The organism is Massilia luteola (assembly GCF_034420155.1).
In the GTDB taxonomy this organism is placed as follows: Bacteria; Pseudomonadota; Gammaproteobacteria; order Burkholderiales; family Burkholderiaceae_D; genus Telluria; species Telluria luteola.
On sequence record NZ_JAXOFN010000022.1, the window covers coordinates 70,662 to 90,527 of the forward strand.

Consider the following 19,866-nt stretch of genomic DNA (forward strand, 5'->3'; position numbering starts at 1 on the left):
GCATCAGCCTTAAAAATATTTCCTATAGAAAACCATTATGTCCACAATCGCAGCCAACTTGCAAGCTGTCGAAGCGACAATCCAGGCCGCCTGCGAGGCCGCGCATCGGCCCCGTTCCGAGGTCCGGTTGCTGGCGGTGTCGAAGATGTTTCCCCCTGAAGCCGTGCTGGAAGCGATCGACGCCGGCCAGCGCGCGTTCGGCGAAAACTATGTGCAGGAAGGCGTCGACAAAATCGCCGCTGTGGCAAAAGCGCGACCTGACCTGATGCTGGAATGGCATTTCATCGGCCCGATCCAGAGCAACAAGACGCGGCCCATCGCGACCAGCTTCCAGTGGGTACACACGGTCGAGCGATTGAAAATCGCGCAGCGCCTGTCCGAACAGCGGCCGCCGGAACTGGGCCCGCTCGACATCTGCCTGCAAGTGAACATCAGCGGCGAAGCCACCAAAAGTGGCGCCAAGCCGGAGGAATTGCTGGACCTCGCCAAGGCCGTCGTCCAGTTGCCGAACCTGCGCTTGCGCGGCCTGATGGCGATCCCGGAAGCGCAGGCCGATCCGGTCCTGCAGCGCGCGCCGTTCGCGCGCCTGCGCGCGCTCGCGCACGACATCGACCGTGCCGGCATCCACCTCGACACGCTGTCGATGGGCATGTCGGGCGACCTGCAACCGGCCGTGCTGGAAGGCGCCACCATCGTCCGCGTCGGCAGCGCGATCTTCGGTGCGCGCCACTACGAATGAACAAGCGCGCAACGCGCGCGCGAACACAAAGGACACCATGAAGATCAGTTTCATCGGCGGCGGCAACATGGCCACCGCCCTCATCGCCGGCCTGGCCGGCAAGGTCGCGCAAGCCGCGGACATCCACGTCGTCGACCCCAACGCCGACGCACTCGAGCGCCTGCGCACACAATATGGTGTGACGACGTCGCCGGATAGCGGCGCGGCGATCGCCGCCAGCGACGTCATCGTGCTGGCCGTGAAGCCGCAGCAGATGCGCGACGTGACGGTGCACTTGCAATCGCAACTGGCGAACAAGCCGCTGCTGCTGTCGATCGCGGCCGGCATCCGCGGCGCCGACCTGTCGCGCTGGCTCGGCGGCTACGGTGCCATCGTGCGCACGATGCCGAACACGCCCGCGCTGATCGGGCAGGGCATCACCGGCATGGTCGCGATGGCCGGCACCAGCGCGCCGCAAAAGCAGGCGGCCGACACCATCATGCGCGCCGTCGGCCAGACCGTGTGGCTGGACGAGGAAAGCCTGATCGATCCGGTGACGGCGGTGTCGGGCAGCGGTCCGGCCTACGTCTTCTACTTCCTCGAAGCGATGGAGCAGGCCGCCGCCGAGATGGGCCTGTCCGCGGAGCAGGGCAAGGCGCTGGCGCTGGCGACGTTCACCGGCGCGGCCCAGCTGGCGGCGCAGTCCGACGAACCCGTCGACGTGCTGCGCCAGCGCGTGACGTCGAAGGGCGGCACGACGCACGCCGCCATCACGAGCATGGAAGCGGCCGGCGTCAAGCAGGCCATCGTCGCGGCGATGAAGGCGGCGGCCGCGCGCGGGCGCGAGCTGGGCGAGGAGATGGGGCGCGACGCCTGACGTTCCCCGGCGCCTGCCGCGATGCGCCGCGCCGCGGCGCATTTTCAACATTGCATAAAAAGTTCGTTGCGTTTTCGGCGGAATCTGGTAACGTTAACCTATTCGAACGAAAAACACGACGGAGAACAGGGAATGCCGGAGACGAAAAGCAGCGGCGGCGCCGCGCACGTCACGTCGCACGACGTGGCGCGCAAGGCCGGCGTGTCGGTCATGACGGTGTCGCGCGCGATGAGCGGGGAAGGCTACGTGGCCGAGAAGACGCGCGAAAAGGTGCTGGCTGCCGCGCGCGAACTGGGTTACACGCCGAATCTGTCGGCGCGCATGATGAAGGGCAGCCGCACGAACGTGATCGGCGTGCTGGTCAACGACCTGCTGTCGACGGTGATCAACGAGATCGTCGGCGCCGTCAGCGTCAGCCTGCGCAAATGCGGCATGGACCTGATCATCTACAACTCGATCGACGACATCGGCGCGTCCGGCCGCAGCGGCGTGCAGCAGATGATCCGCAACCACTGCGACGGCCTGCTGTTCGTGCTGCCGCGCCTGTCGGAAGGCTATATCGAATTCCTCGAGGCGAGCAGCCAGCCCACGGTCCTCGTCAATTACTGCCGCACCGATACGACCCTGCCCGTCGTGAGCGGCGCCAACTACGCGGGCGGCGTGGCCGCGGCCGAGCACCTGCTGGCGCTGGGCCACCGCCGCATCGGCTTCATCGCCGGTTCGCAGCACACGGGCCAGAGCCAGGAGCGCGAGCGCGGCTACAAGGCGGCGCTGCGCAAGGCCGGCATCCGCAGCGACCGCACGCTCGTCGCGCAGGGCGACTTCGGCCAGGGCTCCGGCTTCGAGGCGGCCGGGAAGCTGCTGCGCCTTCCCGATCCGCCGACGGCCATCTTCGCGGCCAACGACGACATGGCGATCGGCGCGATCAACGCCGCGCATTCGCTCGGCCTCGCCGTTCCGCAAGACGTGTCGGTGGTCGGCTTCGACGACATCCCCGCCGCGTCGCTGCTGCACCCGCGCCTGACGACCCTGCGCCAGCCGCTGGCGGACATCAGCGCAGCCGCGGTGGCTGAACTGGTCCGCCGCATCAACAACGCGGACGGGCAGCAGCACCGCACCGAATTCCCCTGCGAGCTGGTGGTGCGCGAATCCACCGCCGCCGCACCGTTGCGGGAAGCGGCCTGACATGGACAAGCGCTCCCGCTCCCAACGCGTCGCGCGCGAACTGGCGCGCAACCGCAGCGTGTACCTGATGCTGGCGCCGGTGCTCGCGTACTTCATCGTGTTCCAGTACGTGCCGATGGCCGGCGCCGTCATCGCGTTCAAGGACTTCAATCCCGCTTCCGGCATCCACGGCAGCCCGTGGGTCGGCCTGGACTGGTTCCGCCAGTTCTTCGACAGCCTGTTCGTCGGCCGCGTCATTTCGAACACCATCTTGATCAACGTGTACGACGTCCTCGTCGGTTTTCCCGCGCCGATCGTCCTCGCGCTGCTGCTGAACGAACTCACGAGCACGCGGTTCCGCCAGTTCGTCCAGACCGTCACGTACCTGCCGCACTTCATTTCCGTCGTCGTCGTCAGCGGCATGCTGCTGGACTTCTTTGCGCGCGACGGCGTCGTCGGCCAGATCGTCGCGAGCCTCGGCGGCACGCCGCAGGCCGTGATGAACGATCCGGACTGGTTCCGCACGGTGTACGTCGGTTCCGAGATCTGGCAGAGCGTGGGCTGGGGTTCGATCATCTACCTGGCCGCGCTGGCGGGCATCAACCCGACCCTGTACGAAGCGGCGCGCGTCGACGGCGCCAACCGCTGGCAGCGCCTGCGCCACATCACCTTGCCGGGCCTCCTGCCGATCATCGCGACCTTGCTCGTGCTGCGCCTGGGCCAGATGATGACGGTCGGCTTCGAAAAGATCATCCTGCTCTACAACCCGGCCACGTACGAGACGGCCGACGTGATCTCGACCTATGTATACCGCCACGGCATCCTCGATGCGAACTACAGCTATGCGGCCGCCGTGGGCCTGTTCAACTCCGCCGTCGCCATGGTCTTGCTGGTGGTGGCAAATAAGCTGAGCCGGCGCTGGTCCGGCACCAGCATCTGGTGATGCCATGACGACCCGAGTCCTGTCCCGTCCCGAACCCGCAGTCCGCGCCTGGCGCCCGCGCCAGGGCTGGGGTTCCGCCGCCTTCGACGCCGCCAACGCGGCCGTGCTGCTGGCGCTGTGCTTCATCACGTTCTACCCGTTTTATTATGTGCTGATCGCGTCGCTGTCCGACCCCGTCGCGCTGATGGCCAACCGCGGCTTCATGCTGCTGCCGCGCGGCTTTTCGCTGGAGGCGTTCCACCGCGTGTGGGACAACCCGATGGTGCGCAGCGGTTTCTTCAACACGCTCGTGATCGTCGTCGGCGGCACCGCGCTCAACCTCGTGCTGACCTGCTGCGGCGCGTACGCCCTGTCGCGCCGGCGCCTGCCGCTGGAAAAGGCGTTCATGGTGCTGATCGTGTTCACCATGTTCTTTTCCGGCGGCCTGGTGCCCAACTACCTGCTGGTGCGCGACCTGGGCCTGCTGAATTCGCGCTGGGCCATCATCCTGCCGTTCGCCGTCAGCGCATGGAACCTGATCATCCTGCGCGCCGCGTTCAACGCCGTGCCCAAGGATTACGAAGAGGCGGCGCGCATCGACGGCGCCGGCGACTTCACGATCCTGCTGCGCGTGTACGTCCCGCTGTGCATGCCGACCATCGCCGTCGTCGGCCTGTTCTACGCCGTCAGCCACTGGAACGGCTACTTCTATTCGATGATCTATCTGTCCGACCGCGACCTGTTCCCGATCCAGCTGGTGCTGCGCGAGATCCTCGTCTCCGGCAGCACGGATTCGATGATGACGGGTGAGGCCGTCGGCCGAGAAGCGTTGTCGAACACGATCAAGTACGCCACCGTCGTCGTGGCCACGATTCCCGTGCTGGCCGTGTACCCGTTCCTGCAGCGCTGGTTCGTGAAGGGCGTTTTGACGGGAGGGATCAAGGAATGAAAAAAGCCTGTCTTCTTGCGCTGGTGCTGGTAACGTTAACGGATTCCGCGCGGTCCGCGCCGGAGCCGATCACGCTGCCGATCGTGAAGCAACCGCTGCACCTGACGTGGTTCGCCAACTTCAACGGCAAGGCGGCCGTCTCGCTGAAGTCGTACGGCGAACAGAGCGCCTACCACGTGCTGGCGGAGCGCACCGGCATCACGGTCGATTTCCAGCATCCGCCGCTCGGCGCGGAGCGCGAGCGTTTCAACCTGCTGCTCGTGTCGGGCAACTACCCGGACGTCATCGAGGCCGACTGGTTCGGCTATCCGGGCGGATCGAGCAAGGCCTTGAAGGATGGCGTCGTCATCCCGCTCAATGACCTGATCCGCCGCTACGCGCCGAACCTGCAGGCGCTGCTCGACAAGCACCCCGAGGTCTACCGCCAGATCAGCACCGACGACGGCACGATCTACGCCTTTCCCATGCTGCGCATCGACCCACAGGTGCGCAGCGTATGGGGCCCGCAGGTGCGCCAGGACTGGCTCGATAAGCTCGGCTTGACGCCGCCGTCCACGATCGCCGACTGGTACCGCGTGCTGAAGGCATTCAAGACGCGCGACCCGAACGGCAACGGCCGCGCCGACGAGATCCCGTTCTCCGCGCTGACGATCCCCGGCGAAAAGACGGTGCCCGGCCTGCCGCCGCCGCTGTGGGTGTTCCTCGGCGGCTTCGGCCTCGCGCCCGAGTTCTACCGCTGCGGCACGAAGGTCTGCTACAGCCCCGCGCAGCCGGCCTACCGCGACTTTCTCGCGACGATGCGCCAGTGGTATCGCGAAGGCCTGCTCGACCCGGACTACCTGGCGCAGACCGAGCGCCAGTTCGACGCCAAGATGACGAATGGCCTCGTCGGCGCATACGCGGGCTACAACGGCAGCGGCCTGGCGCGCTTCACGGCGATGAACCGCGCGCGCTTCCCCGGCTTCAAACTGGTGGCGACGCCTTATCCGCTGGGCCCCGCGGGCAAGCGCTACGTCACGTGGCCGGAAGCGGGCGAGGAGTACATGGGGGTCGGCGCCGCCATCACGCCGAACGATCACCACGTCGTCGAGACGGTGAAATTCCTCGACTATGGCTACTCGGAAGCCGGCGGCCTGACCCTGAGCTTCGGCCGCGAGGGCGTCAGCTACACGATGGTGAACGGCGAGCCGCGCTACACGGATCTGGTCATGAAGAATCCGAAGCTGTCCGTGGCCGAGGCGATCTTCGCCCACGCGCGCCCGCAGCAAGGTCCGCTCGTGCAGGACGTGCGCTACCTGCGCCAGTTCTATTCGATGCCCGAGCAGCTGGAAGCCGTGCGCACGTGGTCCGACGCGTCGACCGAGCTGCTGCTGCCGCCGCTCGAAGTCGCGAGCCTCGATGCGCGCAAGTTCAACGCGATCATGAGCGACATGAAGATCTATGTCGCGGAGATGACGACGCGCTTCATCACCGGACGCGAGCCGCTGGAGCATTTCGATGCGTACCGGCGCAAGCTCGACCAGGCGGGCCTGCCGTTCGTCGTCGCCGCGATGCAGCGCGCGCTCGACCGCTACGACAGCAAGGCGGTCCAGGGGGCGCGGGAGCAACCATGAGGCAATCTATCGCCAATCGATTCGCGGCTCGATCTGTTAACGTTAACGGTTCTGTGCGCCGACTCCTTTTCATACCAGTCCAAAGAACATGACGACACTTCTACTCAACGCCGCCGACCGCGACCTGTTCCGCGGCGCCCTGGACCAGGCCCTGGCCCAACTGGAGGGCACGTTGGCCGAATTCGGCGCGCGCTTCCCCGACGATACGGCGCCGCAAGGCCGCTACCGGCCGCGCCGCTGGCTCGACTATCCCGACGGCGCCAATTCCGGCTGGACCACGGGCTTCTGGACCGGCATGCTGTGGCTCGCCCACGAGCTGTCGGGACAATCGGCCTTCCGCACCGCCGCGCACGCGCACCTGGCCAGTTTCGAGGCGCGCCTGGAACGGCGCATCCAGATCGATCACCACGACCTGGGCTTCCTGTACATGCCGTCGTGCGTCGCGGCGTGGCGCATCCGCGGCGATGCGCACGCGCGCACCGTCGCGCTGGGCGCCGCCGACTACCTGATGCGGCGCTACCTGCCGCGCGCCGGCATCATCCAGGCGTGGGGCGACCTCGATGACCCGGCCCAGCGCGGCCGCATGATCATCGACTGCCTGATGAACCTCCCGCTGCTGCACTGGGCCGGCAGCGCCGGCGGCGACGCGCGCTACCGCGACGCGGCGCTGCGCCACCTGGAGCGCTCGCGCGACTTCCTCGTGCGCGCCGACGATTCGAGCTTTCACACCTATCACTTCGATCCGGAGACGGGCGCGCCGCTGTACGGCAGCACGGCGCAGGGCCTGGCCGACGATTCGTGCTGGGCGCGCGGCCAGGCCTGGGGCATGTATGGCTTCGCGCTGAACCACCGGCACGCGCCTGATCTCGGCCTGCTGGCCGTCGCGATGCGCCAGGCCGATTACTTCATCGCGCACCTGCCGCCGAACGGCATCGCGTACTGGGATCTCGCGTTCGGCCCGGGCAGCGGCGAACCGTGGGACAGCTCGGCCAGCGCGATCGCCGCGTGCGGCCTGCTCGAACTGGCGGATCACCTGACCGAAGACGCGGCGGGCGCCGAGCGTTATCGCGCCGCGGCGCTGCACATGCTGCGCGGCCTCGCCACGCACTGCGCGGCGCGCGCGCCGGCCAGCAATGCGCTGCTGCTGCATGGCGTGTACAGCAAGCCGCACGGGCAGGGCATCGATGAACCGAGTTTGTGGGGCGATTACTTCTATCTGGAGGCGCTGGCGCGTGTGCTGCATGGCGCGAACGGCTACTGGTAGGACGTACAAGGTGACATAAGAAGCGCCGCATGGCGGCAAGGGCGGGCGCGATATACCGCGCCCGGAACAGCAGTGATATCGTGGAATCCGAGACAGGAGATGGAGATGGCAACGAATAACAAGACTTACGATGTGCACCACACCTTGAACCCGATGGCGATCGCCGTCGCCTGCGCCATCCTCGGCGCGACGGCAAGTGCGTCGGCGCAGACGGCGCACGACGGCCCGGCGGTGCAGCAGGTCGAAGTGACGGGCATCCGCGCCTCGAAGCAGAAGTCGCTGGAAAAGAAGCGCAACAACGACACGATGAGCGAGGTCGTGACCGCGGAAGACGTGGGCAAGATGCCCGACAAGAACGTGGCCGACGCGCTGCAGAAGCTCCCCGGCGTGAACACCCTGGCCGGCAGCGGCGGGCAGGGCGGCTACGACGAGAACGACCGCGTGAGCATGCGCGGCACGAGCCCCAGCCTGTCGCTCACGACGATCAACGGCCACTCGGTCGCGACGGCCGACTGGGACGCGAGCGACCAGCTGGCCGGCGGCGCCGGCTCCAGTGGGTCGGGCGCGGCGCGCAGCGTCAGCTTCCTGCTGCTGCCGTCCGAGATCGTCAGCCAGGTCATCGTGCACAAGAGCGCGGAAGCGGACCAGGTCGAGGGCGGCGTCGCGGGTGCCGTCGACATCATCACGCGCCGTCCGCTCGACAGCAAGAAGACCTTCAGCGCGGAAGCGGGCGTGCAGGGCGTGTACTCCGACCTGGCCGGCAAGACCAATCCGCAGCTTTCCGCCTTCCTCAACTGGACCAACGCGAACCGCACGGCCGGCGTCATGCTGCAGGTGTTCGACCAGAAGCGCAATGTGCGCCGCGACAGCCAGCAGGTCACGTGGGGCCGCATCGGCGCCGCGACGAATGCGGGCAAGGCCAACGGCGGCGCGCTCGCGGGCATGCCGTTCGTCTCCGAAGTGATCGAGAGCCTGTTCCAGCAGCAGCGCAAGCGTACCGGCGGCCTGCTCGGCGCGGAGTTCAAGGTGACGAACGACTTCACGATCAACGCCGACGTCTTCCGCTCGAAGCTGGATGCCAGCTATTCCAACAACCGCTTCGTCGTGCGTCCCACGAACTCGATCGCCGGCGGCCTGGTGCCGACCAATGTGACGGTCGCGAACGGCGCCGTGACGTCCGCGCAGTTCGACAACACGGGCACGACGACGGGCACGCAGCTGGAATCGCAGGTCAACCCGAGCGCCGCGTCGCGCACCGGCTATGAAAACGTCGACTTCAAATGGCGCGTCAACGATGCCCTGCGCGTGACGGGCCGCGGCGGCAGTACGAAGGCCGAGGGCGACACTTACCTGTACTGGAACTATGCGTTCCTGCCGAATACCGCGACCGGCTATGTCTACAACGGCCCCAACGATCCGGTGACGGTGCTGCTGCCGAACGGCGCGGCCGCCGCGAACCTGACGTCGAACCCCGGCAATTCGGGCGCCGACCAGAGCTACAGCCTGCAGCACAGCGAGGACCGCGAGCACTATGGCCAGCTCGACGCCGAGTACAGCTTCGAGAGCGGCTTCGTGAACAGCGTCAAGGTGGGCGTGCGCGGTTCCGATCACACGCGCACGGGCACCCGCCCGCTGAAGGCCGGCCTGCCCGAGAACGCGACGCGGAACGGCCAGGTATCGGCCGCGTCGCTGCCCGTCATCGGCTGGGGCGGTGCGCAGTTCCCATCCGACTTCGGCAGCAACCTGGGGGCGACGGGCGCCACCGGGCCCTATATTTCGCCGGACGCGGTGGTGTCCTGGTCGCAGGCCAACCTGAACGCCGACGACGCCTTCAACAAGCCGGTGGCAGGCGTCTTCACCGTCAAGGAAAAAGTGAAGTCCGGCTATGTGATGGCGCGCTTCAGCAGCGAACGGTGGCGCGGCAACGCGGGCGTGCGCCTCGTGCGCACGGCAACCAGCGTGACGACGAACACGGGCCTGCCGTGCGGCGTGCCGTCTGCCACCAACGGCATCACGTACGGCAGCGCCGCGCAGACGACCGCCTGCGCAGGCTTCGTGCTGGCGGGCGGCCAGCTCACGACCGGTTCGCGCTTCGGCAACTTCTACACGCTCACGACGGATTCCAGCTACACCAAGGCGCTGCCCAGCATGAACCTCGTGTACGACGCGACGCAGGATCTCGTGCTGCGCACGGCGGCGGCGCGCGTGATGTCGCGCCCGGACTACAGCGCGCTCGGCGCCAGCATCAGCGGCTTCGCCTACAACCCGGCGGCGATTCCGGTGTCCACCGCGTCGGGCGGCAACGCCAAGCTCGGTCCCGTCCTCGCGAACAACTACAACCTCGGCGTCGAGTGGTACTTCAAGCCGCGCAGCCTGTTGTCGGCGCAGCTGTTCTACATCGACTTCGACGCGCTGGTCGGTGCGGGCACGTCGACGCAGCAGTTGCTCAACACGGCGGTGCCGGCATCGCTTGGCGGGCCGCAGGTCGTGAGCACGGTGGTCAGCTCGCCGGTGATGACGACTGGCCGCTCGAAGGGCATCGAATTCGGTTACGAGCAACCCGTGTGGGGCGGCTTCGGCATCCAGGCCAACTACACGTACGTCGACGCGAAAGAGGCGAGCGGCCTGCCGATGCTGGGCGCGTCGCGCAACTCGTACACGGCGGGCGGGTTCTACGAGAACGACAAGTTCAGCGCGCGCCTCGTGTACTCGTGGCGCGGCGCCGCGCGCACCGGCCTGTACGGCCTGTCGCAGAACTATGCGGCGGCGTCGGGCACCGTGGCGGCCTCGCTCAACTACACGCTGACGGAGTCGGTCACGCTGACGTTCGAGGGCCTGAACCTGAACAATCCGACGCTGCGCTACTACAACGCCGCGGACGCGAACATCCCGTTCGCGGCGACGACGGCCCTGCACAGCAGCGGGCGCCAGTACTACTTCGGCGCGCGCTTCAAGTATTGAAAGGCGGGACATGGGTGATTTTCGTATCGAGGGCAACGGCTTCCTGCTGGACGGGCGGCCCTTCCGGATCCTGTCCGGCGCGATGCACTACTTCCGCATCCCGCCCGCGTACTGGGAAGACCGGCTGAAGAAGCTCAAGGCGATGGGCCTCAACACGGTCGAGACCTACGTCGCGTGGAACGTGCACGAACCACGGCCCGGCGAATTCGACTTCGACGGCATGGCCGATCTCGCGCGCTTCGTCGCGACGGCGCAGGCGCTGGGCCTGTACGTGATCGTGCGTCCGGGCCCGTTCATCTGCGCCGAGTGGGAATTCGGCGGCCTGCCGGCGTGGCTGCTGGCCGACCCGGACATGGAGGTGCGCTGCTGTTATCCGCCCTATCTCGCGGCCGTGCGCCGGTTCTACGAAGCGCTGCTGCCACGGCTGCTGCCGCTGCAGATCCAGCGCGGCGGTCCCGTCATCGCGATGCAGGTCGAGAACGAGTATGGCAGCTACGGCAGCGACCAGGCGTATCTGGCCTGGCTGCGCGACCTGATGCTGGAACTGGGCGTGGCGACGATGCTGTTCACGTCCGACGGCGCGACCGACCACATGCTCACGCACGGCACGCTGGACGGCGTGTGGAAGACCGCGAACTTCGGTTCGCGCGCGGACGGCGAGTTCGCCACGCTGCGCCGCCACCAGCCCGACGCGCCGCTGATGTGCATGGAGTTCTGGAACGGCTGGTTCGACCACTGGGGCGAGCCGCACCACACGCGCGATGCGGGGGATGCCGCCGCCGCGCTGGACGAGATCCTCGCGGCCGGGGCGTCCGTCAACGTCTACATGTTCCACGGCGGGACGAGCTTCGGCTTCATGAACGGTGCGAATACCGACCTGGAGACGCGCCGCTACCAGCCGACGGTGAACTCGTACGACTACGACGCGCCGCTGAGCGAGGACGGCGAACCGACGCCGAAGTATCACGCGTTCCGGCGCGTGATCGGCAAGTACGTCGACCTGCCGCCGCTGGCCCTGCCGGCGCCGGCGCCGGTGCCGCGGCTCGACCTCGGCCCCATCCGGTTCACCGACTACGCGTCGCTGGCGGACAACGCGGCGCGGCTGGGCCCGACCATCGAAGCGGCCGCGCCGCGCTCGATGGAAGCGCTGGGCCAGGACTATGGCTACACGCTGTACCGCACCCGCACGCGCCATCCGGGCGGTACCGTGCGCCTGTCGGCCGAGCGCCTGCACGACCGCGCCCAGCTCTTCGTTGACGGCGTGCCCGCGGGCGTGCTCGAACGCGACGGCGACCTCGCCATCGACGTCACGCTGCCGGGCGGCCCCTGCGTCATCGAATTGCTCGTCGAAAACCAGGGCCGCGTGAACTACGGCCCGGACCTGCAGGACCGTAAGGGCTTGCTGGGCTGGGTCAGGCTCGGCATCAACAAGCTGTATCACTGGGAGATGATCCCGTTATCGTTGCGTCATCTGGACGTGCTGGGGTTTGGTGCGTACGACGGCCGGCCGACGGACCGTCCCGGCTTTCACCGCGCGGCATTCGACGTGGCGGCGCCCGGCGACTGCTTCCTCGACCTGTCCGGCTGGACGAAGGGGGCGGCGTGGCTGAACGGCTTCAATCTCGGCCGCTACTGGGAGCGCGGTCCGCAGCGCCGCCTGTACGTGCCGGCGCCGCTGCTCAAACAGGGCCGCAACGAATTGATCGTGTTCGAACAGCATGGCAGCGCGTGCCGCACGGCGGCGCTGCATGCGGACAGGGGAGCAGCATGACCAGTCTTTCACGCCGCCGTTTCCTCGGGAGCGCCACGGCCGCCGCCGTCCTCGAGGCGATGCCGCCGCTGCTGCGCGAGGCGCTGGCGGTGCCGGCGCGCCGCAACGATGGAACGAACGGCAGCATCGCCGACGTCCGCCACGTCGTCATCCTGATGCAGGAAAACCGCTCGTTCGACCATTACTTCGGCACGCTGGCCGGCGTGCGCGGCTTCGGCGACCGCATGACGATCCCCGTGCGCGACGGCCGCACGGTCTGGCAACAGCACAACGGCCGCCGCATCGTGATGCCGTACCGTCTCGATGCCGCTGCCGGCAACGCGCAGCCAGCGCTGGACCTGCCGCACACGTGGCCGGACGCGCAGGCTGCCTGGGACGACGGCCGCCTGAACGCCTGGCCGCGCGCCAAGACGGATGCGGCGATGGCCTATTACACCCGCGCCGAGCTGCCCGTGCAGTTCGCGCTGGCCGACGCCTTCACCTTGTGCGACGCTTACCACTGCTCGCTGCAGGGCGGCACGAACCCGAACCGCCTGTTCATGATGACGGGGACGAACGATCCGTCCGGGCGCCGCGGCGGTCCCGCCATCGACAACCACATGGAAGGCTTCGGCCCCGTGGAGCAGGGCTTCACGTGGACCACGTACGCGGAGCGCCTGGAAGCGGCGGGCGTCAGCTGGAAGGTCTACAACGACATGGCGGACAACTACGGCTGCAATATGCTGGAGACGTTCAGAAGCTTCCGCGCAGCGCACGCCGCGCGTCCGTGTGCGCTGGCGGACAAGGGGCTGTCGACGACCTTGCGCGACGCCACGCTGGACGGCCTGCGCGACGACGTCGTGAACGGCCGCCTGCCACAGGTCAGCTGGATCATTCCGCCGCGCCTGTACAGCGAACATCCGGGGCCGTCCACGCCCGTGCAGGGCGGCGCCTACACGCTGCAGGTGCTGGAAGCGCTGCTCGCCGATCCCGAGGTCTGGAGCGGCACAGTGTTCCTGCAGATGTTCGACGAGAACGATGCATTCTTCGACCACGTGCCGCCGCCGGCGCCGCCCGCGTTCGCACCGGACGGGACGCGCGCGGGGCTGTCGACCATCGGCTGCGCCGACGAATGCCATCGCGACGGCCGGCTGTACGGCCTCGGGCCGCGCGTGCCGATGCTCGTGATGTCCCCGTGGAGCAAGGGCGGCTGGGTGAATTCGCAGGTGTTCGACCACACGTCGATCCTGCGCTTCCTCGAAACCCGCTTCGGCGTGATGGAGCCGAACATCAGCGCCTGGCGCCGCGCCGTCTGCGGCGACCTGACGAGCTGCTTCGATTTCGCGTCGCCCGACGCGTCGGCGCCGCGCCTCCCCGTCTACGGCACGGCGCAGGCCGACGCTGAGCGGATGCGCCAGCGCGCCACGCCCGGCATCGAGGTGCCAGCGGAAACCGCGCAGGCGGCGCCGCGCCAGGAGCCGGGCACGCGGCCGTCGCGCGCGCTGCCTTACTACCTCGAAGTGCTGGCCGAGCCGCGCCCGGACGGCATCGCGCTCGCCTTCGCCAACGCGGGCACGGCCGGCGCCGTGTTTCACGTGTATGACCGCCTGCGCCTGGGCCGCATCCCGCGCCGCTACACGGTGGAGGCGGGCAAGCAGCTGGCCGACGTGTGGACAGCGCCGCCCGTCGTCGCGAGCGCCGTGCCGGTCAAGGTGCCGCCGGCAGGCGCCTACGACCTGTGGATCCTCGGGCCGAACGGATTCCATCGCGGCCTGCGCGGCATGGGCGTGCCGGCTATGTCTGTTCGTGCCATGCGCGACGGCGACCGCATCGTGCTCGAACTGCGCAACGGCGCGGATGCACCGCGCGAAGCGGTGCTGACGATGCTCGCGTACGCCGACCCGGCACCGCGCACGATCGCGCTGGCGGCACACGCCGTCGAACGCGTCGCGCTGCCCGGCCCGTGGTACGACGCCGTCGTGCGCAGCGGCGACGCCGCCTGGCGCTTCGCCGGCCGCATCGAGACCGGCTACGACGGCACCAGCGATCCCGCGATGACCCTCGCGTCCACTCAACCCTGGTAGCAGGAGCCAGCATGGCCGACATCCAACTGCAAAACGTACGCAAGTCCTACGACAACGGCTACCACGCCGTGAAGGATTTTAATTTGCACATCCGCGACGGCGAGTTCGTCGTGTTCGTCGGGCCGTCCGGCTGCGGCAAGTCGACGACCCTGCGCATGATCGCGGGGCTCGAAGAGATCTCGGACGGCAGCCTGCAGATCGGCGGGCGCGTCGTCAACGACCTGCAGCCGAAAGAACGCGACATCGCGATGGTCTTCCAGAACTACGCGCTGTACCCGCACATGACGGTGCGCGAGAACATGGGGTTCGCCCTGAAACTCGACAAGGTGCCGAAGGGGCAGATCGCCGAGCGCGTCGACGAAGCGGCGCGCATGCTGCACCTCGACGCGCTGCTCGACCGCAAGCCGAAGGAGCTGTCCGGCGGCCAGCGCCAGCGCGTGGCGTTGGGCCGCGCCATCGTGCGCAAGCCGCATGCGTTCCTGATGGACGAGCCGCTGTCCAACCTGGACGCCAAGCTGCGCGTGGAGATGCGCGCGTCGATCACGCGGCTGCACCGCAAATTGGGGGTAACGACCGTCTACGTCACGCACGACCAGGTCGAGGCGATGACGATGGGCGACCGCATCGTCGTCATGAAGGATGGTGACATCCAGCAGGTGGCCAGTCCGCTCGAACTCTATGAGCATCCGGCCAACCGCTTCGTCGCCAGCTTCATCGGCTCGCCCGCGATGGGCTTCCTCGAAGGCCGGCTGGCGCGCGGAACGCTGGTCGGCGACGGTTTCACATTGGCGCTGCCGGCCGCGCTGGCGGCACATGCGGCGGCGTTCGACGGCAAGCCTGTCGCCGCCGGCATCCGGCCCGAGCACCTGACGCTCGCGGACGATGGGATCGAAGCCGTCGTCGACGTCGTCGAAGCGCTCGGCGCGGACACGATGGTCGGCCTGCAGGTCGGCAGCCAGTCCATCGTCGCGCGGCTGGCGCCGGACGTGCAGGTGACGCCGGGCCGGCGCGTGAAGCTCGCGCCCGATCCCGCACGCATCCACCTGTTCGACATGGACGGCGGCGCGAACATCGGGCTGTCGGCGTCATGACGCCCGCCCTGCGTTTCCTTGCGATCGATGAAGGCCGCCAGCGCCTGCACCTGATCGATACGCACGATCCGGTCTTTGGCTGGCAACGCGATCTCGCCGATTTCCCGCTCGCCCGCGACCTGCAGCGCATCGGTCCGCGCCGCGTCCTCGTCGGCTTCGAGCGCGGCTTTGTCGAGATCGACGTCGACAGCGGCGACATCGTCCGCGTGTGCGACCGCTGGTCCGGCGTGACGGCCGCGCGCCGCCTGGACGACGGTTCGACGCTCGTCACGGGCATGAACCTGGATGGCGGAGAAAACGGCATCGACGTGCTCACGCTGGACGTCGACCTGCGCGTGATCGCGACCGCCAGGCGCGACGGCGACTACGTGCGCCTGATGCGGCCCGCGGGCGACGGCTATTTGCTGTGCACGAACGACCACATCCTCGAAACCGATGCAGCGCTGCGGCCAAGGCGCAGGCTGGCAGCGCCGGGCTTCGAGCATGCGTGGAAGGCCGAGCGGCTGGCCGACGGCTCGACGCTCGTCGCGGCCGGCTACGGCGCGTTCATGGCGCGCTTCGATGCGGACGGGCGCCTCGTCCAGACGTTCGGCGGCAGGGACGCCGTGCCCGCCGAGGTCGCGCCGTTCTTCTACGCGACCTTCCAGGTGCTGGCCGACGGCCGCATCGCCATCGCCAATTGGCAGGGACATGGTCCGGACAATGGGCACAAGGGGCGGCAGCTGCTCGTGTTCGATGCGGATGGGACGCTGCGGGATACGTGGTCGGATCCCGTGCGTATCTCGTCGCTGCAAGGGTTATTGGTGCTGGCGTAAAAATCCGCGCACCGTAATGCCGTCGTTCCCGCGGCGGCGGGAACCCAAGTTCGCATCCGGAGTCGGAAAATCGGGTTCCCGCCTGCGCGGGAACGACGGGTTACGCACGTTATCGATCGTCGGACCGGTTCAGTGGTAGACCACGTACAACACCGGCCGATTCGCCGCCGCCGCCTCGCGCGAGCCATAGTTCACCCAGCCGTTCGCGCCGACGTTCACGGGTGAATCGACCTTCAGCGGCAGCACCTTGTCGCCGCCAGCCGCCGCGACGGCCGCCGACGTCACGTCCAGCATGACGGCCTGTCCGGCCGCGCCGACGACCCACGTGCCGAGCACGGACGACACGCCCGGCATCGTGTTCCACGTGAGTCCCGTTTCCGCCCACGCGCTCGACGCGAGCAGCGATACGCGGTTGCTGAACGTGTTCGCGGCCCCGACGCTCGTCGGCATTAGTGCCAGCGTCGCACCCGCGATCGTGCCGCCGATGCCGGACAGGTCGAACTTGAGCGCCGCCTGGCGCGCATAGCCCACGCCATCGTTCTTGACGACGAGCGTGTTCGCCGTGCCGAAGTTGGTACCGGCCGCGGCGCCGTCCTGCACATACGTGTCGGCGCTGGGCGCCAGCGCGACGGTCGTTCCTTCCGCCAGCTGCACGGCGTAGCTGCGGCCGGCGGACGCGTTGACGTTCACGGTCAGTTTGATGGTGGGGTAGAGCTGCGTCACCGTCACGGCCGGGTCCTTGCCGATCACCTGCCACGCGCTGCGATTGAGTTCGAGGTTGATCGTGCCGGTGTTGGCCTGCGTCGGGTCGGCGACGCCGATGTGCAGTTCCGATCCGGTGTCGCGCACGGCGACGGATGCCTTGCGGTTGCTCGTCAGGTAGGCGCCGCCGGCGTCGTTGACGGTCTTCGTCGCGTCGTTCCAGAAGTTGACGCCCGTGACGCCGGCCGCCGTGTCGCGCGCGGCGTGCGCATCAAGGCTGTTCTCGAGGATCGTCACCGTGGGGCTGGCCGCGAAGGCGGCCGTGCGCGCCGCCGTGTAGTTCGGCAGGATCACGTAGGCGTACGACGCGTTCGCCGGCGCCGCGCCGTGGTTCAGCGCGAGGCTGAGGAAGGTGTTCGTCACCGTCGTGGCGGGGCCGCCCGTGTTGATCTGCTGCCAGCTGCCGCTGCGGGTCTCGCGCAGGCCGGACAGACTCACGGGGGAGGGGAACCAGTAGCCGATGTCCGTGCCGCTCACGTTGCCGGCCAGGTTCGCCCACTGCACGCTGGTCGTCGTCGCGGACCAGCCGCTCGTCGTGGGCATGGACAGGCCGTTCACCGTCAGCGCGTTGTTGCCGGCCGCGTTCAGCTTGCGGTTCTCGACGATCGTCTCGACCGTGCGGCCGTCGGTGTTCGCGATGCCCGAGCCGAGCGCGATGATCTTGTCGCCGAACAGGAACCACGACTTCCTGCCCTGCAGCGTGGACCCTGTCACTTTCGACATCGAGAACTGCAGGCCGGCCGTCGCGTGCAGGTTGTCGACCTCCGAACCGCCGGCCCAGTGGTACGTGTTCGGATAGTTGCCGAAGCTCGCCGGCGTGCCGCTGCCCGAGCCGTCCGTCGTCGTGCCAGGCAGGCGCGCCTGGTTCACCGTGGGCCAGTAATCGCCGGAGAATTGCGTCAGGTCGTTGTTGTACACATAGGTCATGCCGGCGCCCGTCCACCAGGCCTTGATGTTCTCGCCGTTGCCGTATTCGAAGGCCGAGATGCGCGTCGAGAACAGCGACACCATGCTCGAATAGCCCGCATAGCTGTGCAGCGCGCGGTCCATGCTGGCGAAGACGTGGGTCTGGATCTGCTCGGGATCGGGCGTGATGCCGCTGTTGGCGAGGATGCCTTTCAGGTTGGCGATGTCGTACAGCGACAGGCCCTTGTAGTAGTTGGCGAACGTGGTATCGCGCTGCATCCAGTGCTTGACCGTGCCGTTGATGGCGGCGGCGTTCGCGGCCGGCGCGCCTTGCGCGAGCCGCGCCAGCGACACCGTCAGCGAGCGGCCCGCGTCGTGGTCGGTCGACGCCTGGCGCGAGATCGCGCGCCCGCGCACGGCGTCCATCACGGCGCCCTGGTAGACCATCGGCTTGTAGCCGTTCGCATACCAGTCGTAGACGTTGCCCGCGTTGGCGTCCGTGACGGCCCACGTGGAGCCGTTCAGCAGGTAGTACAGGCGCGCGATGTCGGACATCAGCACCAGGCCGTAGCTGCCCGTGTAGGCGACGTTCGTGTGCTGGATGAACGAGCCGTCCGCATAGAAGCCGTCGCCGCTCGTCACGTACAGGAGCGCCTGGCTGATGGCGTCGCGGCCCTGCGCGATCTTCGTGGCCGACTTGCCGATCACGCCGCGCAGCGCGACGACGGATGCCTTGTCCAGGCGGTTGGCGCCCGTCTCGACGAGCGTCGTGCCGGTGCGTTTGGTCGGATCGGGCACGTAGTAGTCGACGGCGGCGAGGTGGTTGGCGATCTGCGTGGCGGAGAGCTGGCCGTACATCAGCACCGTGATGTCGTTCAGCGCCTGCGGCGAGCCGATCTCCCAGTCCCACCAGTTGTCGTATTTCGTGATGCCGCTGCCGTAGTGGTGCGCGTTCATCCAATCCAGCGCGGAGAGGATCGCCGTACCCAGCGCCGCGTTCCCCTGCAACGAAGAGCCGGTCGTCGAATACGCCAGCGCCATCGCCAGCAGCCGACTGTAGGTTTGCGTGATCGTGGTCGACCTGGTCCAGGTGGCGAGGTCGCTCCACAGGCAGGTGCGGCCGCTGCCTGTCTGGAGCGTGTCCCAATAGCCCTGGGCGGTGCTCGTGATGGTCGCGATCTGGGCGGCGACGTCCGGATCCGCCGTGTTGACGGCGCTGCCGCCCGTGAGCTGCAGGCTCCATTTGGCGCGCAGCGTGTCGTATTCGTCGGCGGCCGCGGCTTCCAGGTGGCCGCCACCGGACATCGATGACTGCGTGGTCGCGGCGGTGTCGTCCTGCGCGGTGCCGCCGCAGGCGCTCAACGCAGCGGCCAGCAGCAGGAGGGGAAATCGGGTGGGCATGGCGTGGTCTCCATCGTTTGTGGTAACGTTAACGGAAGGTCGCCATAAAATGATAGCCGAGCAGTTTGCATGCCCGGCCATGATATTTTTAAATCGCGCGTGGATGTGTTATGGCGTGATACGGCGGCTCAGTCGTCGAAGTCCTCGGCCAGGTTCTTCCAGCCGCGGCTCTTGGCGAACGGGGCGAATTCCTCGGGCGCCTCGAGCACGATGAGGCGGCTCTCCTGCAGGCCCGGGTCGCTGTGGCCGAAGTCCGGCCCCTTGTACCCGACGGCGCGCAGGCGGTCGATGATCTGGCGTACCAGCACGGTATCCTTGTACGCGCCGGGTTCGAGCCGGGCCTTGAATTCCACGTACACGTCGATGATCCCGTAGCCCTCGTCGAAAATGCGGATCGCCTTGACGTCGAGGGTACGGCCCTGGCTGTCCCGGGCCTGGAATGGGCCGGACAGTTCAATGTCGGAATCGGTAGTCATGGGGGAAGCATACCATTCCTGGATTTTTTTTCGCAGGCGTGTCGATTTCGCGCGCCGCCGTTCGTCGTCAGGAGGCAGGACCCGTCATCCAACCACTTTCCACACGAGGACAT

14 protein-coding genes are annotated in these 19,866 nt (G+C 67.8%); 12 read left to right on the top strand and 2 right to left on the bottom strand.

Going from position 1 to position 19,866, the window contains the following annotated elements; genetic code table 11:
- Positions 1 to 37 precede the first annotated feature (37 nt).
- From U9J41_RS20665 to U9J41_RS20720, 12 genes are all read left to right on the top strand, one after another.
- Positions 38 to 739, top strand: coding sequence for a YggS family pyridoxal phosphate-dependent enzyme (locus tag U9J41_RS20665; protein ID WP_322404047.1), 702 nt, complete (start codon positions 38 to 40; stop codon positions 737 to 739).
- 37 nt (positions 740 to 776) lie between these two features.
- Positions 777 to 1,595, top strand: a complete 819-nt coding sequence (gene proC / locus U9J41_RS20670; RefSeq protein WP_322404048.1) for a pyrroline-5-carboxylate reductase — start codon at positions 777 to 779, stop codon at positions 1,593 to 1,595.
- A 132-nt stretch (positions 1,596 to 1,727) separates the two neighbouring features.
- Complete coding sequence (locus U9J41_RS20675) at positions 1,728 to 2,780, top strand: LacI family DNA-binding transcriptional regulator (protein ID WP_322404049.1); 1,053 nt, start codon at positions 1,728 to 1,730, stop codon at positions 2,778 to 2,780.
- 1 nt (position 2,781) lies between these two features.
- Entirely contained in the window at positions 2,782 to 3,702 is a 921-nt protein-coding gene (locus U9J41_RS20680; RefSeq protein ID WP_322404050.1) for an ABC transporter permease, read from the top strand.
- 4 nt (positions 3,703 to 3,706) lie between these two features.
- Positions 3,707 to 4,630, top strand: a complete 924-nt coding sequence (locus U9J41_RS20685) for a carbohydrate ABC transporter permease (RefSeq protein ID WP_322404051.1) — start codon at positions 3,707 to 3,709, stop codon at positions 4,628 to 4,630.
- Entirely contained in the window at positions 4,627 to 6,243 is a 1,617-nt protein-coding gene (locus tag U9J41_RS20690; RefSeq protein ID WP_322404052.1) for an extracellular solute-binding protein, read from the top strand. The genes U9J41_RS20685 and U9J41_RS20690 overlap by 4 nt, the downstream gene beginning before the upstream one ends.
- 88 nt (positions 6,244 to 6,331) lie before the next feature.
- Positions 6,332 to 7,507, top strand: coding sequence for a glycoside hydrolase family 88 protein (locus U9J41_RS20695; RefSeq protein WP_322404053.1), 1,176 nt, complete (start codon positions 6,332 to 6,334; stop codon positions 7,505 to 7,507).
- A gap of 105 nt (positions 7,508 to 7,612) precedes the next feature.
- Positions 7,613 to 10,468 (top strand): TonB-dependent receptor, encoded by a 2,856-nt coding sequence (locus U9J41_RS20700; RefSeq protein WP_322404054.1) that lies wholly within the window; start codon positions 7,613 to 7,615, stop codon positions 10,466 to 10,468.
- Positions 10,469 to 10,478: 10 nt separating this feature from the next.
- On the top strand, positions 10,479 to 12,239 hold the full coding sequence (locus U9J41_RS20705) for a glycoside hydrolase family 35 protein (RefSeq protein ID WP_322404055.1): 1,761 nt from the start codon (positions 10,479 to 10,481) through the stop codon (positions 12,237 to 12,239).
- Entirely contained in the window at positions 12,236 to 14,302 is a 2,067-nt protein-coding gene (locus U9J41_RS20710; protein ID WP_322404056.1) for a phosphocholine-specific phospholipase C, read from the top strand. The genes U9J41_RS20705 and U9J41_RS20710 overlap by 4 nt, the downstream gene beginning before the upstream one ends.
- Positions 14,303 to 14,313: 11 nt before the next feature.
- Positions 14,314 to 15,393 (top strand): ABC transporter ATP-binding protein, encoded by a 1,080-nt coding sequence (locus U9J41_RS20715; protein ID WP_322404057.1) that lies wholly within the window; start codon positions 14,314 to 14,316, stop codon positions 15,391 to 15,393.
- A complete protein-coding gene (locus tag U9J41_RS20720) occupies positions 15,390 to 16,208 on the top strand; it encodes an NHL repeat-containing protein (RefSeq protein WP_322404058.1) in 819 nt (272 codons plus the stop codon). The genes U9J41_RS20715 and U9J41_RS20720 overlap by 4 nt, the downstream gene beginning before the upstream one ends.
- Before the next feature lie 129 nt (positions 16,209 to 16,337).
- Here U9J41_RS20720 and U9J41_RS20725 read toward each other — a convergent pair whose 3' ends face one another.
- Both U9J41_RS20725 and U9J41_RS20730 read right to left on the bottom strand, forming a co-directional pair.
- Positions 16,338 to 19,277 (bottom strand): polysaccharide lyase family 8 super-sandwich domain-containing protein, encoded by a 2,940-nt coding sequence (locus tag U9J41_RS20725; protein WP_322404059.1) that lies wholly within the window; start codon positions 19,275 to 19,277, stop codon positions 16,338 to 16,340.
- Between the two features lie 128 nt (positions 19,278 to 19,405).
- A complete protein-coding gene (locus U9J41_RS20730; protein ID WP_056447741.1) occupies positions 19,406 to 19,753 on the bottom strand; it encodes a hypothetical protein in 348 nt (115 codons plus the stop codon).
- Positions 19,754 to 19,866: the final 113 nt, after the last annotated feature.

Excerpts from the sequence above, each read along its gene's own strand:
- U9J41_RS20665 (WP_322404047.1), top strand. The coding sequence starts at position 38 with ATGTCCACAATCGCAGCCAACTTGCAAGCTGTCGAAGCGACAATCCAG.
- proC (WP_322404048.1), top strand. The coding sequence starts at position 777 with ATGAAGATCAGTTTCATCGGCGGCGGCAACATGGCCACCGCCCTCATC.
- U9J41_RS20675 (WP_322404049.1), top strand. The coding sequence starts at position 1,728 with ATGCCGGAGACGAAAAGCAGCGGCGGCGCCGCGCACGTCACGTCGCAC.
- U9J41_RS20680 (WP_322404050.1), top strand. The coding sequence starts at position 2,782 with ATGGACAAGCGCTCCCGCTCCCAACGCGTCGCGCGCGAACTGGCGCGC.
- U9J41_RS20685 (WP_322404051.1), top strand. The coding sequence starts at position 3,707 with ATGACGACCCGAGTCCTGTCCCGTCCCGAACCCGCAGTCCGCGCCTGG.
- U9J41_RS20690 (WP_322404052.1), top strand. The coding sequence starts at position 4,627 with ATGAAAAAAGCCTGTCTTCTTGCGCTGGTGCTGGTAACGTTAACGGAT.
- U9J41_RS20695 (WP_322404053.1), top strand. The coding sequence starts at position 6,332 with ATGACGACACTTCTACTCAACGCCGCCGACCGCGACCTGTTCCGCGGC.
- U9J41_RS20700 (WP_322404054.1), top strand. The coding sequence starts at position 7,613 with ATGGCAACGAATAACAAGACTTACGATGTGCACCACACCTTGAACCCG.
- U9J41_RS20705 (WP_322404055.1), top strand. The coding sequence starts at position 10,479 with ATGGGTGATTTTCGTATCGAGGGCAACGGCTTCCTGCTGGACGGGCGG.
- U9J41_RS20710 (WP_322404056.1), top strand. The coding sequence starts at position 12,236 with ATGACCAGTCTTTCACGCCGCCGTTTCCTCGGGAGCGCCACGGCCGCC.
- U9J41_RS20715 (WP_322404057.1), top strand. The coding sequence starts at position 14,314 with ATGGCCGACATCCAACTGCAAAACGTACGCAAGTCCTACGACAACGGC.
- U9J41_RS20720 (WP_322404058.1), top strand. The coding sequence starts at position 15,390 with ATGACGCCCGCCCTGCGTTTCCTTGCGATCGATGAAGGCCGCCAGCGC.
- U9J41_RS20725 (WP_322404059.1), bottom strand. The coding sequence starts at position 19,277 with ATGCCCACCCGATTTCCCCTCCTGCTGCTGGCCGCTGCGTTGAGCGCC.
- U9J41_RS20730 (WP_056447741.1), bottom strand. The coding sequence starts at position 19,753 with ATGACTACCGATTCCGACATTGAACTGTCCGGCCCATTCCAGGCCCGG.